Source organism: Arthrobacter sp. ISL-30, assembly GCF_018613855.1.
Taxonomy (GTDB): Bacteria; Actinomycetota; Actinomycetes; order Actinomycetales; family Micrococcaceae; genus Arthrobacter.
This window is the reverse complement of record NZ_JAGGPK010000012.1, coordinates 87,324-101,065: the sequence shown is the minus strand read 5'-3', so window position 1 is coordinate 101,065 and position 13,742 is coordinate 87,324. Positions and strand designations below refer to the sequence as shown.

At 64.6% G+C, this 13,742-nt stretch carries 14 protein-coding genes; 9 read left to right on the top strand and 5 right to left on the bottom strand.

Annotation, left to right across the window (positions count from 1 at the left end; translation table 11 throughout):
* Positions 1–3: 3 nt before the first annotated feature.
* Both J7E82_RS05205 and J7E82_RS05200 read right to left on the bottom strand, forming a co-directional pair.
* Positions 4–924: an N-acetylglucosamine kinase gene (locus tag J7E82_RS05205; protein ID WP_214861139.1), complete on the bottom strand. Its 921-nt coding sequence runs from the start codon at positions 922–924 to the stop codon at positions 4–6.
* Complete coding sequence (locus J7E82_RS05200) at positions 921–1,148, bottom strand: hypothetical protein (RefSeq protein ID WP_214861137.1); 228 nt, start codon at positions 1,146–1,148, stop codon at positions 921–923. The genes J7E82_RS05205 and J7E82_RS05200 overlap by 4 nt, the downstream gene beginning before the upstream one ends.
* Positions 1,149–1,251: 103 nt before the next feature.
* On the opposite strand from J7E82_RS05200, the gene J7E82_RS05195 reads away from it, so the two are divergent.
* The 5 genes from J7E82_RS05195 (at position 1,252) to J7E82_RS05175 (ending at position 4,656) form a co-directional block, all read left to right on the top strand.
* Positions 1,252–1,974 (top strand): GntR family transcriptional regulator, encoded by a 723-nt coding sequence (locus tag J7E82_RS05195; RefSeq protein ID WP_214861135.1) that lies wholly within the window; start codon positions 1,252–1,254, stop codon positions 1,972–1,974.
* Positions 1,975–1,994: 20 nt separating this feature from the next.
* The gene (locus tag J7E82_RS05190; RefSeq protein ID WP_214861133.1) at positions 1,995–2,501 is read left to right on the top strand and encodes an HAD domain-containing protein; all 507 of its coding nucleotides are present in this window, start codon (positions 1,995–1,997) and stop codon (positions 2,499–2,501) included.
* Between the two features lie 147 nt (positions 2,502–2,648).
* The gene (locus J7E82_RS05185; protein ID WP_214861131.1) at positions 2,649–3,851 is read left to right on the top strand and encodes an inorganic phosphate transporter; all 1,203 of its coding nucleotides are present in this window, start codon (positions 2,649–2,651) and stop codon (positions 3,849–3,851) included.
* The gene (locus tag J7E82_RS05180) at positions 3,848–4,069 is read left to right on the top strand and encodes a hypothetical protein (protein WP_214861128.1); all 222 of its coding nucleotides are present in this window, start codon (positions 3,848–3,850) and stop codon (positions 4,067–4,069) included. Before J7E82_RS05185 ends, J7E82_RS05180 begins: the two co-directional genes overlap by 4 nt.
* A gap of 32 nt (positions 4,070–4,101) precedes the next feature.
* Complete coding sequence (locus J7E82_RS05175) at positions 4,102–4,656, top strand: dihydrofolate reductase family protein (RefSeq protein ID WP_214861126.1); 555 nt, start codon at positions 4,102–4,104, stop codon at positions 4,654–4,656.
* 26 nt (positions 4,657–4,682) lie between these two features.
* On the opposite strand, the gene J7E82_RS05170 is transcribed toward J7E82_RS05175, so the two are convergent.
* A complete protein-coding gene (locus J7E82_RS05170; protein ID WP_214861124.1) occupies positions 4,683–5,150 on the bottom strand; it encodes a hotdog fold thioesterase in 468 nt (155 codons plus the stop codon).
* Between the two features lie 217 nt (positions 5,151–5,367).
* Here J7E82_RS05170 and polA point away from each other — a divergent pair, with 217 nt between their 5' ends.
* The 3 genes from polA to rpsA all read left to right on the top strand — a co-directional run bounded on the left by polA (position 5,368) and on the right by rpsA (position 10,994).
* Positions 5,368–8,010 (top strand): DNA polymerase I, encoded by a 2,643-nt coding sequence (gene polA, locus J7E82_RS05165; protein ID WP_251041490.1) that lies wholly within the window; start codon positions 5,368–5,370, stop codon positions 8,008–8,010.
* 1 nt (position 8,011) lies between these two features.
* Complete coding sequence (locus J7E82_RS05160) at positions 8,012–9,292, top strand: GNAT family N-acetyltransferase (RefSeq protein ID WP_214861120.1); 1,281 nt, start codon at positions 8,012–8,014, stop codon at positions 9,290–9,292.
* A 226-nt stretch (positions 9,293–9,518) separates the two neighbouring features.
* On the top strand, positions 9,519–10,994 hold the full coding sequence (gene rpsA / locus J7E82_RS05155; RefSeq protein ID WP_214861118.1) for a 30S ribosomal protein S1: 1,476 nt from the start codon (positions 9,519–9,521) through the stop codon (positions 10,992–10,994).
* Between the two features lie 124 nt (positions 10,995–11,118).
* On the opposite strand, the gene J7E82_RS05150 is transcribed toward rpsA, so the two are convergent.
* Entirely contained in the window at positions 11,119–11,685 is a 567-nt protein-coding gene (locus tag J7E82_RS05150; RefSeq protein ID WP_214861116.1) for a type 1 glutamine amidotransferase domain-containing protein, read from the bottom strand.
* Between the two features lie 83 nt (positions 11,686–11,768).
* A complete protein-coding gene (locus J7E82_RS05145) occupies positions 11,769–12,461 on the bottom strand; it encodes a YigZ family protein (protein ID WP_214861114.1) in 693 nt (230 codons plus the stop codon).
* A gap of 22 nt (positions 12,462–12,483) precedes the next feature.
* Here J7E82_RS05145 and coaE point away from each other — a divergent pair, with 22 nt between their 5' ends.
* Positions 12,484–13,713, top strand: a complete 1,230-nt coding sequence (gene coaE, locus J7E82_RS05140; protein ID WP_214861112.1) for a dephospho-CoA kinase — start codon at positions 12,484–12,486, stop codon at positions 13,711–13,713.
* Positions 13,714–13,742 lie beyond the last annotated feature (29 nt).

The following is a 13,742-nucleotide window of genomic DNA, read 5'->3' as shown; positions in this document are numbered from 1 at the left end:
GCATCAGGCTGTCACCAGCGGTGCGGCACTACTTGCGGCACCAGGCAGTCGGGCACCTGCCAGCCGGACCGCGCCGTGGACGGGAGCCCTGTCCAGTACCCGCACGCTGTCCGGGCCGCCCGGTCCCAGCTTCCGTGCGACGGCGGCGGCAAGTTCCGGCTGGTTCACCAGGAATCCTCCGGCGAGGACCAGCGGCAGCCCGGTACCCAATCGACCGGTTATCTGGCGTGCCAGGCCTGCAAGCGCGTGGGCGGCCTCGGAAAGGATGCGGCATGCGGCCCTGTCGCCTTCGTCGGCAAGTTCGGCCACAATGCCGGAAAGGCCCGCCCAGTAACGCCTCTCAGGACGCCGATAGAAGAGGTCCAGGAGCCCTTCCACATCGCTGCAACCAGTAGCGCCCAGGACGGCACGGGTCAGCCTGCCCGCGGGCAGGCCGGCGTCGTGCTCGCGGAGCGCTTCCCGGACAGCGTCCCGCACTACCGCGTAGCCGCTGCCGTCGTCACCGAGCAGGTAGCCCCAGCCGCCGCAGCGGGCCTCGCGCCCATCCCGCGTGACTCCCCAGGCAACGGAGCCTGTCCCGGAAATCAGGACGGCGCCGGAGTCCAGGCCCGCTGCGGCCAGGATGAGGGGGGTGTCGTGGACGACGTCGATCCGGGCGCCCGGGAAATGCTCGCCGAGGAGCCCGGCGAGGAGGGCCCTTGAGGCGGGGGTGTCGGCACCGGCGGCGCCGGCACAGACGGACTCGACGTCGCTTCCAATAATCGCCGCAATGCGGCCCAGCACGGCCCCGGCCTGTTCGACGCCCAGGGCAGCCACATTGGCGCTCGTCTCCATTAATTCGGTGGTGCCGCCGTCGGCGTCGCAGAAGAGGGCATGGGTCTTGGAGCCTCCGATGTCCAGTCCGAGGATTGATCCGCGCCTCATCGACGTGCCGCCGTCGTCAGTTGGCCAGCATCCGAGGACGTGGCGGAGGCGGAGGCAGCATCCGGGCGGACTGCGTCCGGCCAGGTGCCGCCGTTCTCCCAGTAGAGCTGGATCTCCTCAAGCTGCCGGCCCTTCGTGCCGTAGATCACGCCGATCGCTGCGGCGGTGCCGCCGACGATCAACCCTAGCCGTGGAGCCTGCCGCAGGTCTTGGAAAATAGACATCTTCGTCCCTTGGATGTTGGGGAGGTGGGATTGAATTGGTTTAGACCAACCTGTCCTAGATTGGCATAGACCAATCGGGTTGTCTAGAAGTAGGATTTCCAATATGTCCGCAGAAGCAGTCGCCCCGCTGCCCAAGTACTACGTACTCAAGACCGATCTGGTGGAGCTCATCGCAAACCTGGCCCCCGGCACCCTCATTCCCACAGAGCGCGCGCTGGCCGATCGTTATGGCACGTCGCGCACCACCGTCCGCCAGGCCATCAGTGAACTCGTTGCCGAAGGCAGGCTGGGACGGATACAAGGGCACGGAACGTTCGTGGCACCGCCAAAGCTCACCCACGTCCGCCAGTTGACTTCCTTTTCCGAGGACGTCAGGGCGCAGGGCCTGCGTCCGGCGGCGAAAACCCTGGCCCTGTCCACGGTGCCCGCGGATAACGAAGTGGCCGAGAAGCTCACCGTCCCGCCCGGAACGCCCGTGCACAGGCTCGAACGTATCCGGCTCGTCGAGGACGAACCACTCGCCCACGAGGTAGCCCACCTGCGGGGCAGGCTGCCCGGGTTCAAGGCAAAGCTCGAGAAGGCGGGATCGTTGTACACGGCCCTCAAGGAAGGCTATGGAATCCGCCTGCTCGACGTCGAAGACACGGTGGAAACGGCGCTCGCCGGCCCTGAGGAGGTGCGTCTCCTCGGTGTGGAGATGGGCTCGCCCCTCCTCGTGGTCCATCGCCTGGTCAGGGATGCCGAGGGAATCCCTGTGGAATGGACCAGCAGCGTTTTTCGAGGCGACCGTTTCAGGTTCGTCGCCAGGATCAAGGCTGATGGCTGAGGGAGGGACAGGAAGCGGAGATGCCGGCGGTGTCGCTGTATCTCGACGTCGACGGCGTCGTGAGCCCCTTCGGACCCAGTGGCGTCACCGACTGGGGCAGCGAATGGCGCCTGGCCGACGCCGGCCTCCTGGAAGTGGCCTATGCCATTGAGCTCGTGGACGAACTCAACGACCTTTCCCGCCACCCCGAGGCCCGCTTCGTCTGGCTGACGAGCTGGGAAGAACTCGCCCCAAGATTCCTATGCCCGGCAATTGGACTGCACGGAGAGGATTGGCCGGTGCTTTACAGCCGGGACCAGTCCGACGAGGGGTGGTGGAAGCTGGCAGCACTGCAGCACGACATCGAATCAGCGGACACCCAGGGGATCGTCTGGATGGACGACCAGCTCAACTATGAACCTGCCGCACGCTCCTGGGCATCGTTCCTCCACAACCGCATGCTGCTGATCTCGCCGGATCCCCGACGCGGGCTCTCCCGCAGGCACATCGCAGCCATCCGCCGGTTCCTGCCCGCTGTTTTGCCATGATGGCGTTGCAACGTAGGATCTATAAGGTTTCAGCCATGCCCGGGCAAAAAGCGCAAGTGCAGCAAAGCAAACACTTGCTGAATTTTCTCCTGGGCAGGCACGGGGAAGTGGAACTGCTGAACGTCGACTCTGCAGATTGGGCAACAGGTGGAAATCACCTTCATGGTCGCGCTTGTCATTGCGCTGGCCCTATTTTTTGACTTCACCAACGGCTTCCACGACACCGCGAACGCGATGGCCACGCCCATTGCCACGGGAGCCATCAAGCCGAAGACAGCAGTCGCTCTTGCAGCTGTGTTGAACCTGGTGGGCGCGTTCCTGTCCACGGAGGTGGCCAAGACCATTTCCGGCGGACTGATCCGTGAGGGCTCGGAGGGCATCCACATCACGCCCGAGATCATCTTCGCGGGCCTCATGGGAGCCATCCTGTGGAATATGTTCACCTGGCTCAAGGGCCTGCCGTCCAGTTCCTCGCACGCACTCTTCGGCGGGCTGATCGGTGCGGCAATTGCCGGAATCGGCCTGCACTCAATTAACTTCGAAACCGTCCTGCAGAAGGTCATCATCCCCGCGGTCTTCGCCCCGGTGGTTGCCGGCGGTGTCGCGTACCTCTGTACCAGGCTTGCCTATGCCCTCACGTCGCGGCATGACCCCGAGACCGGCGACAAGCTCACGCAGCGGCGAGGAGGATTCCGTACAGGGCAGATCTTCACCTCAAGCCTGGTGGCGCTGGCACACGGCACCAACGACGCGCAAAAGACGATGGGCATCATTACCCTGGTCCTGATCGCCGCCGGCACCCAGGGCGTGGGTACCGGGCCGCAGTTCTGGGTCATCGCGGCGTGCGCGGTCGCGATCGCCGTGGGAACCTACGCCGGCGGCTGGCGCATTATCAGGACCATGGGCTCGGGCCTGACGGATGTAAAGCCCGCCCAGGGATTCTCCGCCGAAACCAGCACCGCCTCGGCCATCCTCGCCTCTTCGCATCTTGGGTTCGCGCTGTCGACCACACAGGTGGCCTCCGGGTCCGTCATCGGCTCCGGCCTCGGCCGGAAGGGCACCTCGGTGCGCTGGGGGACGGCCGGACGGATCGCCGTCGGCTGGCTTTTCACCCTGCCTGCGGCGGCAGTCGTTGGCGCGCTGACGGCCTGGCTCGTCAATATTGGTACCGCCGGCGTGATCATCGCGGCCATCGTCGGAACCGCGGCGGTCCTGTTTATGTTCGGTTACTCCCGTAAATCCCATGTGGGCCACCACAACGCCGTCGAGGTCGAAGAAGCCGGCCAGGCCGTGCGGTTCCGCAAGAAGAAGTCCGCCAAGTCCAGCAAGCGTAAGGATCTCCAGCAATGAAGTGGTTGGAACTGTTCACTGTCGCAGGGGCCACCCTGGCTGCGGCCCTCACGGTTGTGGTGCTCTACTCGCTGGGAGTCCGCCTCACGGCCATCGCCGGCGATGTCCGGATCAACAACACGCGCTGGGTCCGTTCCCTGGCCTACGCCTGCTTCGGCTTCTGTGGACTCGCTGTGCTCTTCGGCATCTACCTGATCGTCCCCTACTTCAGCAGGTAGCATCCCCGCCGGCTCATGACTAGGCTCTGATCATGTCGGCTTTCCAGTACTACGTGGCATCCTCGATCGACGGCTTCATCGCAACTCCCGACGACGATCTCGCCTGGCTGCTCCAGTTCGACGGCGGCGAGGGAGTCAACGAGAGCTATGAATCGTTCATGGCCGGAGTCCGGTGCATTGTGATGGGCGGAACCACTTACCGCTGGCTCCTGGAACACGAGCCGGACAAGTGGCCCTATCCCGCCACACCATGCTGGGTCTTCACGGCCCACGAGTACACGGCGCCGCCGAACTCCAACATCACTTTCGTCCGGGGAGACGTGCGGGAATTCGCCGAGGACCTGAAGGCCGACGCCGGCGACGGGAACGTCTGGCTGGTAGGCGGCGGTAACCTCGTGGCCCAGTTCGCCGCGGCCGGACTGCTGGATGAACTGATCGTGTCCATCGTCCCCGTGGTGCTCGGCGAGGGAAAGCAGCTGCTGCCCTTGCGCAACGGCCCGACGCCGCCACTGGAGCTTCTGTCCTCGCGTCCCGTTGGGCAGGGCATGGTTGAGCTCCGTTACAGTTTCGAGCGAAAGACTGGCTGAGGGGCTAACGCCCCGAAAGCCTGCGCTCAGTGACCCCGGTTGTCCCGGATGATGTTGGTGATCCTGGCGGTGGACAGCCTGAGCCCCCGCTCGTCAGTCATGACGATTTCATGCGTGGCCAGGGTGCCGCCCAAATGGATGGCAGTGCAGGTTCCGGTCACGAGTCCTTCCGCAACGGAACGATGATGGGTGGCGCCGACTTCGATTCCTACCACGTGGCGCTTGGGTCCGGCATGCAGGGATGCGGCGAATGATCCCAGCGTCTCGGCGAGGACTACGTGGGCACCGCCGTGCAGGATCCCCGCAACCTGGGTGTTGCCTTCAACAGGCATGGTTGCCACAGTCCTCTCGGCCCCCATCTCGATAAACTTGATGCCCATTTTGACCACCAGTGCCCCCACTCCGTGCCTTGAGAGCCAGCCGTGAAATTCTTCGGGTACGCCGGCGTCGACGAGCTCGCTGGTAAAGCGGCCGGGCGTGAAATTGTGCACCATGGCAACTAGGCTGGCACCTGTGAGCGAAACAACCAAACCGGACTCTGTTCCAGCGACTACAGCAACTGCCACCATCACGGCACCGTCCCCGTCAGCCGACCCAGCACCACCCGCCGTCAAGGAACGCGCGTCAGTCGCTGAAAGCCCCTCGGTTTCAAGCGGGAAGTCCACCATCGGTGGCGGCCGCCCGCGGCTCCTGGTCCTGGACGGCCACTCCATGGCTTTCCGGGCCTTCTTTGCCCTGCCAGCGGATAAGTTTTCCCTCTCCAATGGCCAGCACACCAATGCGATCCACGGATTCACGTCCATGCTCATCAACCTGATCAAGGATCAGAAGCCCACCCACATCGCCGTCGCTTTCGACGTGTCGGACGACACCACGCACCGCAAGGCTGAGTACAGCGAGTACAAAGGCGGCCGCAACGAAACTCCCCGCGAGATGAGTGGCCAGATCGACCTCATCGACCAGATGATGGGCGCTTGGGGCATCAAGACCATCAAGATGCCCGGCTATGAGGCAGATGACATCCTGGCCACGCTCGCCGCCATGGGCGAAAAAGCGGGATACGAGGTCCTGCTGGTCACGGGTGACCGCGACGCGTTCCAGCTCATCACGGACAACGTGTTTGTGCTCTACCCCAGGAAGGGCGTCAGCGATATCCCTCGCCTGGACGCCAAAGCCGTTCAGGAAAAGTACTTTGTCACGCCCGCGCAGTATTCAGACCTTGCGGCGCTGGTGGGGGAGTCCGCGGACAATCTCCCCGGTATTCCCGGCGTCGGGCCCAAGACGGCAGCCAAATGGATCAGCCTCTACGGCGGGCTGGAAGGCGTGCTGGAGAACGTGGACTCGATCGGCGGGAAGGTGGGCGACGCGCTCCGTGCCAATGTGGACGCGGTCAAGCGCAACAGGAAGCTCAACAGGCTCCACACTGACCTTGAACTGCCGGTGACCCTTGACGAACTCGCGGAGCCGCGCCCGGATCGCGTCGCTATCGAGCAGCTCTTCGATTCCCTCGAATTCAAGACCATCCGCACCCGGCTTTTTGAGCTGTACGGAGAAGACACTGCGGGCGCGCCTCCTGCAACTATCGAAGCTCCGGAATTCACGGTGCCGGCCGACGCCGCGGAACTGGAAGCGTTCCTCGCCGCCGGCACCGGTCGGCGGACCTCCCTTGCTGTCCAGCTGGTTCCCGGCAGGATCGGGGAGGACGCCTCCGCGCTGGCGCTAGTGAGCGACAACGGCGCCGCATTCGTCGATCTTGCCGCCCTGGACCAGGATGCCGAGGCCGCGATTGGCCGCTGGCTGCAGGACCCCGAAGCGCCCAAGGTGATGCACGGCTACAAGGACGCGCTCAAGGCCCTCGGCAACCGGGGCCTCACGCTCGAGGGGGTGGTGGATGACACGTCGATCTCCGGCTACCTCATCGAGCCCGACCGTCGCAGCTACGACCTGCGCGAGCTGGCCCAGCACCACCTGCAGATCTCCCACGAGCCCACGGCCGCCACCACCGGCCAGCTGGAACTCGAATTCGGCGAGCCATCTGACGGCGCCGCTGCCGCGGCACTCGTCCGGGAGGCCGCCGTCGTGCAGGAACTGAGCAGGCACTTCGAGAAGGAGCTCGTTGACCGCAAGGCCGAGGCCCTCCTCGCAACGCTGGAACTGCCGGTATCGCGTGTCCTGGCCCAGATGGAAACCGCGGGAATCTCCATTTCCATGGAACGGATGAACGAGCAGCTGGCCGACCTGGCGAAGGTGATCGACAACGCCCAGGAGCAGGCCTTCGCCGCGATCGGCCACGAGGTCAACCTGGGCTCGCCCAAGCAGCTCCAGACGGTCCTCTTCGACGAGCTCGGCCTGCCCAAGACCAAGAAAATCAAGTCCGGCTACACCACGGACGCCGCCTCCCTAAAGGCGCTGCTGGAGAAGACCGGGCATGAATTCCTGGTGCAGCTCATGGCCCACCGTGAATCGGCAAAGCTGAGCCAGATGCTGGAGACGCTGAAGAAGTCGGTAGCCGAAGATGGTCGCATCCACACCACCTACGCCCAGAACGTGGCGGCGACGGGTCGTATCTCGTCAAACAACCCGAATCTGCAGAATATCCCCGTGCGCAGCGAGGAAGGCCGCCGTGTGCGGAGCATCTTCGTGGTCAGCGATGGCTATGAATGCCTCCTGTCCGCGGACTATTCGCAGATCGAAATGCGCATCATGGCCCACCTCTCCGGTGACGAGGGCCTGATTCAGGCGTACCGGGAAGGCGAGGACCTCCACCGTTACGTCGGCTCCCACATCTTCAACATAACCCCCGAGCACGTCACCAGCGCCATGCGCTCGAAGGTCAAGGCCATGTCCTACGGTCTCGCCTATGGCCTGACGTCATTCGGCCTCTCCAAGCAGTTGGAGATCTCGGTAGACGAGGCACGGACCCTCATGAAGCAGTACTTCGAGCGGTTTGGTGCGGTCCGCGACTACCTGCGCGGCGTCGTCGAGCAGGCCCGGATGGATGGCTACACCTCCACCATCGAAGGCCGCCGCCGCTACCTCCCGGACCTCACCAGCACAGACCGGCAGGCGCGCGAAAACGCGGAGCGCATCGCCCTGAACTCGCCCATCCAGGGTTCGGCCGCCGACATCATCAAACGCGCCATGCTGGGCGTTTCGTCGGAGCTCGCAGCACGCGGACTCACGTCCCGCATGCTCCTGCAGGTCCATGACGAACTCGTGCTCGAGGTTGCTCCCGGAGAACGCGAGGCGGTGACGGAGCTCGTCGCGACCCAGATGGGGTCCGCTGCGCAGCTGAGCGTTCCGCTCGACGTGCAGATCGGCGTCGGATCCAGCTGGTACGACGCCGGGCACTGAGGTGGAGTACGAGATCCGGCGCTTTCGCGTGCCGGCCAAGGGGGAGCCGAACTACGCCGACGCCGAAAAGTGGGTAGGCGCGGTGAGCTTCGGCTTCCATGAAGAGCAGCGGAGCCCGGAGCGTGTCGAGAGGATCCTGGACATGAACCGGGTGGACGACCGGGTCCTGACCGGCGCCTACCAGGCCGGCGACGTGCCGGTGCTATCGCTGCCGCCCGACGTTCCCGTCGCGACCTTCGGAACGATGCGGAAGGACCTGAACATCGGCTTCGGCCGCCAGCTGGAAACCCGGCTGGTGACAGCAGTGACCGTTCGGACATCCCATCGCCGGCGTGGACTGCTACGGCGCATGATGACAGCCGACCTTGAGATGGCCCGGGACGAGGGCCTGGCGATGACAGCGCTCACGGCGTCAGAGGGTTCGATCTATGGCCGCTTCGGTTACGGGGTGGCAAGTTTCGAATGCAGCATCAGGGTGGATACCGGCCCGCGCTTCCGCCTGCGCCATGAGCCGGTCGGGACGGTGGAAGTCGCCCCACGAAAGGTACTCCTGGACCTTGCGCCGCAGGTCTTTTCCAAGGTGCAGCGGAACACGCCCGGATCGATCGACAGGCAGGAATACTACCGGCAGCATGCCTCGGGAGAGCTGGGCGGGGACGGCAAGGAGGACGACGCCGTCAAGGTCGCCCTGCATTATGGGCCTGGGGGAGACGTTGACGGCTACGTTTCCTACAAGTTCCTCGGCTGGGACGCCAAGCCCTACACCATGAAGATCGTGGACCTGGTTGCCGGTACCCACGACGCCTACCTCGAGCTGTGGCAGTTCCTTGGAGCCATCGACCTCGTGGAGCGGGTTTCCTGGGACGAGGCACCGGTGGACAATCCGCTGGTGTGGGCGTTGGAGGATCCCCGGTGCGTGGATTCCTCAAATGCCCGGGACATGCTCTGGCTGCGCATCCTCGATGTCCGGAAAGCCCTCGAAGCCCGGCATTACCCGTTCGATGGACGGCTGGTCCTTCAGGTCCAGGACGAGCTGGGCCTGGCGGCGGGAACTTTCGCTCTGGAGGCCCGCGGGGGATCCGCCGTTGTTAAGTCCGCGGGCTCCGAGAGTGCCGATCTTGTACTGGACGTGTCGGCGTTGTCATCGATCTACCTCGGGGCGGTGGACCCCACCACCCTCGCTGCAGCGGGAAGGATTGTCGAGCAGGAACGCGGGGCTGCGCTCCGGGCCAGGCTGATGTTCGCGGCCGAAAGGGCGCCCCATTGCCTGACCCACTTCTAGCACACCGCTTTCCAGGCGGCCCCTGAGGAGGGAGTCACCCGCTTTGACCCGCGTTGACGCCAGCCACTAGAATGAACGGGCGCGTACTACGTGCACGCATAAACCTTTCGCAATAATCCACAAATCAGGATGACCCGGTTGCTCTTTGCCGTGTCCTGCCCTCCGGCCTCGGAACGGCAGGCGGTTTGCCTGACCGACACACTATCCACAACGGAGCCCCTACTACATGACCATCACCTCCACCGAGAAGCCCGGTGCCCCCGTCGTCGCAATCAACGACATCGGCACCGCTGAGGACTTCCTCGCAGCAGTCGACGCCACTATCAAGTACTTCAACGACGGCGATCTCGTCGAAGGTACCGTCGTCAAGGTCGACCGCGACGAAGTCCTGCTCGACATCGGTTACAAGACCGAAGGTGTCATCCCCTCCCGCGAGCTTTCCATCAAGCATGACGTTGACCCCGGCGAAGTTGTTGCCGTTGGCGATCAGGTCGAAGCCCTGGTGCTCACCAAGGAAGACAAAGAAGGCCGCCTGATCCTCTCCAAGAAGCGTGCTCAGTACGAGCGCGCCTGGGGTGACATCGAGAAGGTCAAGGAAGAAGACGGCGTCGTTACCGGTACCGTCATTGAGGTTGTCAAGGGTGGTCTTATCCTCGACATCGGCCTGCGCGGCTTCCTGCCCGCGTCCCTCGTCGAGATGCGCCGCGTCCGCGACCTCGCTCCGTACATCGGTCAGCAGATCGAAGCCAAGATCATCGAGCTGGACAAGAACCGCAACAACGTTGTGCTGTCCCGCCGTGCATGGCTCGAGCAGACCCAGTCCGAGGTCCGCTCCACCTTCCTCAACAAGCTGGAAAAGGGCCAGGTTCGTCCCGGCGTCGTTTCCTCCATCGTCAACTTCGGTGCATTCGTGGACCTGGGCGGCGTAGACGGCCTGGTGCACGTTTCCGAGCTCTCCTGGAAGCACATCGACCACCCGTCCGAGGTTGTCGAAGTTGGCCAGGAAGTCACCGTCGAGGTTCTCGAAGTGGACCTGGACCGCGAGCGCGTGTCCCTGTCCCTCAAGGCTACGCAGGAAGACCCGTGGCAGACCTTCGCCCGCACCCACGCCCTTGGCCAGGTTGTTCCGGGTAAGGTCACCAAGCTGGTTCCGTTCGGTGCGTTCGTTCGCGTCGAAGACGGCATCGAGGGCCTGGTCCACATCTCCGAGCTGGCTGTCCGCCACGTGGAGCTGGCAGAGCAGGTTGTCTCCGTTGGCGACGAACTGTTCGTCAAGGTCATCGACATCGACCTCGAGCGTCGCCGCATCTCCCTCTCCCTCAAGCAGGCTAACGAGGGCGTTGACGCTGAGAGCACCGAGTTCGACCCGGCACTGTACGGCATGGCCGCAGAGTACGACGAAGAGGGCAACTACAAGTACCCCGAGGGCTTCGACCCCGAGTCGAACGAATGGCTCGAGGGCTACGAGGCACAGCGCGCCGCTTGGGAGCAGCAGTACGCTGACGCCCAGGCACGTTGGGAAGCCCACAAGAAGCAGGTTGCCCAGCACGCTGCCGACGACGCTGCAGCTGCAACGTCCGGTGACAGCGAGTCTGCCGCAACCAGCTACTCTTCTGAGCCTGCTGCTGCCGAGACCAACGCCGGCACCCTGGCTTCGGACGAGGCCCTCGCCGCACTGCGCGAGAAGCTCACCGGCAACTAATTGCCAGGCCCTCACGGGCAGGCATTGAGCAAGCCAAAAGGTGGCCGTCCCTACGGGGACGGCCACCTTTCTTTAATGCCGGCTCATTGACTCGGCTCATTTACTCCAGTCCAGCTCCTGAACCTTAGACGGTCTGGCCTGCGTGTTCCCCCTCGGCGATCTCCTCCAGCATTTTGTCGTTGAATGCCGGGAGGTCACCGGGCTTGCGGCTTGTGACCAGGCCCTGGTCCACCACGACCTCCTGGTCCGACCAGACGGCCCCGGCGTTACGCAGGTCCGTCTCTAGGGTGTGATAGGAAGTCACATTACGGCCGCGCACTACCCCGGCGTCGATTAGGAGCCACGGGCCATGGCAGATTGCGGCAACTGGCTTGTGCTGCTCGAAGAAGGCGCGAGTGAAGGCCCGGGCCTCCTTGTCAACCCGAAGATGGTCTGCATTCACTACGCCACCGGGAAGGACCAGTGCGTCGAAGTCGGAGGCGTTTGCCTCGGCCAGCGGAAGATCGACCGCGAAGGTGTCTCCCTTATCCACGCCGTTGAAGCCCTGGAGTTTTCCACTGTGCGGTGCCACGAGGGCGGGCTGGCCTCCAGCCTCCGTGACGGCGTCCCAGGGGCTTGTAAGCTCTACCTGCTCCACGCCGTCCGTGAGCAGGAAGGCGACCCTCTTACCCGCGATGCTGTGTTCGGACATTCTTTCCTCCTTCGATCGGGGCGCGTCTTACAGTTTCCAGCCTAGGAAGCGCCAAACTCATAAGCAAGCTGATGATGCCCGTTTCAGGACAGCGGGAGGTCGACCCATTCGGTACCCTCGGGCATGAGTTCGGCTGTGCCGGCGGACAGGGCCGCCAGGCGGGATGCGGCTTCGGCCACGCTGTCCGATTCATCCGGAAGGGCCAGCCGGAGCACGGCAGAGCGCGCCTCGTAATCGGTGCCGGCCATAACGTACCCGGCGGAGCGAAGGTCGTTTTCGAGCCGCCCGGCTGCGGCATGTTCCACCCTTACGGCGCACAGTCTCAGGCGACGCCGCCGGACGAGCGGAGCGAGTTCCAGCGCGGTGGAAACGGACTCCGAGTAGGCGCGGACGAGGCCACCGGCACCCAGCAGGATGCCGCCAAAATACCTGACGACGACGGCGCTAACGTCGCTGAGGTCGGCATTCCCTGCGCTCGTCTCCCGTTTGATAATGGCCTCGAGCATGGGGATCCCGGCGGTCCTGGAAGGTTCACCGTCGTCACTGGACCGCTGGATGAGCCGGTCTGGTCCGAGCACAAACGCCGAGCAATGGTGCCGCGCGTCGTGGAATTCCCTGCGGAGTTCAGACACGAGGGCACGCGCCTCGTCCTCGTTTTCGGCACGCCGGAGAACCGTAATGAAGCGCGATCTCTTGATTTCCAGTTCGTGGCGAAAAGCCTGCCCCGCGGCGAGGACTGTATATTCCGTCGCCCTGCTGTCGTCCTCATCCGCCACCGCTTCAGTCTAGTCTTGAGGGGTGCTGAAGATCGGACTCACTGGCGGCATCGCCTCAGGCAAATCGGTGGTGGCAGCGAGGCTTGCTGAGCGGGGAGCCCTGCTCGTGGACTCTGACGTCCTGGCCCGCGAAGTGGTGGAGCCGGGGTCTCCGGGCCTGGCGCGCGTCGTGGAGGAGTTCGGTTCCGACATCCTCGACCCCAAGGGAAGGCTGGACCGCGCCGCCCTCGGCGCCATCGTCTTCGCCCACCCGGAACGCCGCACAGCGCTGAACAACATCATTCATCCGCTGGTCCGTGACAGGGCGGCAGCGATCATCGCCTCGGCGGGTGTGGGCATCGTGGTCCAGGACATTCCGCTGCTGGTCGAGACGGGGCAGGGGAGGAGGTTCCACCTCGTCCTGGTGGTTGACGCGCCGGACAACGTACGAATCGGCAGAATGGCAGAGCATCGGGGGATGAGCCGGGATGAAGCCGTCTCGCGTATGGCAGCGCAGGCGTCCCGCGAGGAGCGTCTCGCCGCCGCCGACGTCGTCCTGGACAACTCCGGCGGCATAGATGCGATCCGCGCGAAGGTGGACTCGCTCTGGGAGGAGCGGCTTGCGCCGTTTGCCCGGAACCTCGACGCCGGACTGCGTGCGGAACGTCGCAGCGGGCCGGTACTGTCGGCGTCGGACCCCACCTGGCCTGCGCAGGCGAGGCGGCTGTGTGAGCGACTTGAGGCTGCCGCCCCCGGCCAGGCCCTTGCCGTGGACCACATCGGCTCAACTTCAGTCCCCGGACTTGATGCCAAGGACGTCCTGGACCTCCAACTGGCAGTTCCCGATCTCGCCACGGCAGATCGTATCGCTCCTTTGCTTGCCGCCGCAGGTTTCCCCCAGGTCCCCACGATCAGCGCGGACACTCCCCACGAACCGGAGTCGGACCCTGCCAGGTGGGCCAAGCGCTTCCATGCAAATGCCGACCCGGGCCGGGCGGTCAACCTCCACGTGCGCCAGGCCGGTTCGCCCGGCTGGCGCTATGCCCTGTGCTTCCGCGACTGGCTGCGCGCCAGCCCCGATGCGGCGGCCGCCTACGCCGCAGAGAAGAGGCGCCTCGCCGCGTTGCATGCCTCGGACCTGACGACGGCGGGCTATGCCGACGCCAAGGAAGCGTGGTTCAGGGGCGTCGCAGATTCTGGCATGGCCGAATGGGCCCAGCGGACTGCCTGGTCGCCGCCGTCGTACTCCTCCTCCCCGGTGGGCACTGCCTGAAGGCGAGCCGGATCGGCCCGGAAGATCGG

What these genes read in the sequence shown, in the direction of transcription:
- J7E82_RS05190 (WP_214861133.1), top strand. Translation starts at nt 1,995, where the DNA reads ATGCCGGCGGTGTCGCTGTATCTCGACGTCGACGGCGTCGTGAGCCCC.
- polA (WP_251041490.1), top strand. Translation starts at nt 5,368, where the DNA reads ATGGCTTTCCGGGCCTTCTTTGCCCTGCCAGCGGATAAGTTTTCCCTC.
- J7E82_RS05200 (WP_214861137.1), bottom strand. Translation starts at nt 1,148, where the DNA reads ATGTCTATTTTCCAAGACCTGCGGCAGGCTCCACGGCTAGGGTTGATC.
- J7E82_RS05170 (WP_214861124.1), bottom strand. Translation starts at nt 5,150, where the DNA reads ATGGTGCACAATTTCACGCCCGGCCGCTTTACCAGCGAGCTCGTCGAC.
- J7E82_RS05180 (WP_214861128.1), top strand. Translation starts at nt 3,848, where the DNA reads ATGAAGTGGTTGGAACTGTTCACTGTCGCAGGGGCCACCCTGGCTGCG.
- J7E82_RS05175 (WP_214861126.1), top strand. Translation starts at nt 4,102, where the DNA reads ATGTCGGCTTTCCAGTACTACGTGGCATCCTCGATCGACGGCTTCATC.
- J7E82_RS05150 (WP_214861116.1), bottom strand. Translation starts at nt 11,685, where the DNA reads ATGTCCGAACACAGCATCGCGGGTAAGAGGGTCGCCTTCCTGCTCACG.
- J7E82_RS05195 (WP_214861135.1), top strand. Translation starts at nt 1,252, where the DNA reads ATGTCCGCAGAAGCAGTCGCCCCGCTGCCCAAGTACTACGTACTCAAG.
- rpsA (WP_214861118.1), top strand. Translation starts at nt 9,519, where the DNA reads ATGACCATCACCTCCACCGAGAAGCCCGGTGCCCCCGTCGTCGCAATC.
- J7E82_RS05205 (WP_214861139.1), bottom strand. Translation starts at nt 924, where the DNA reads ATGAGGCGCGGATCAATCCTCGGACTGGACATCGGAGGCTCCAAGACC.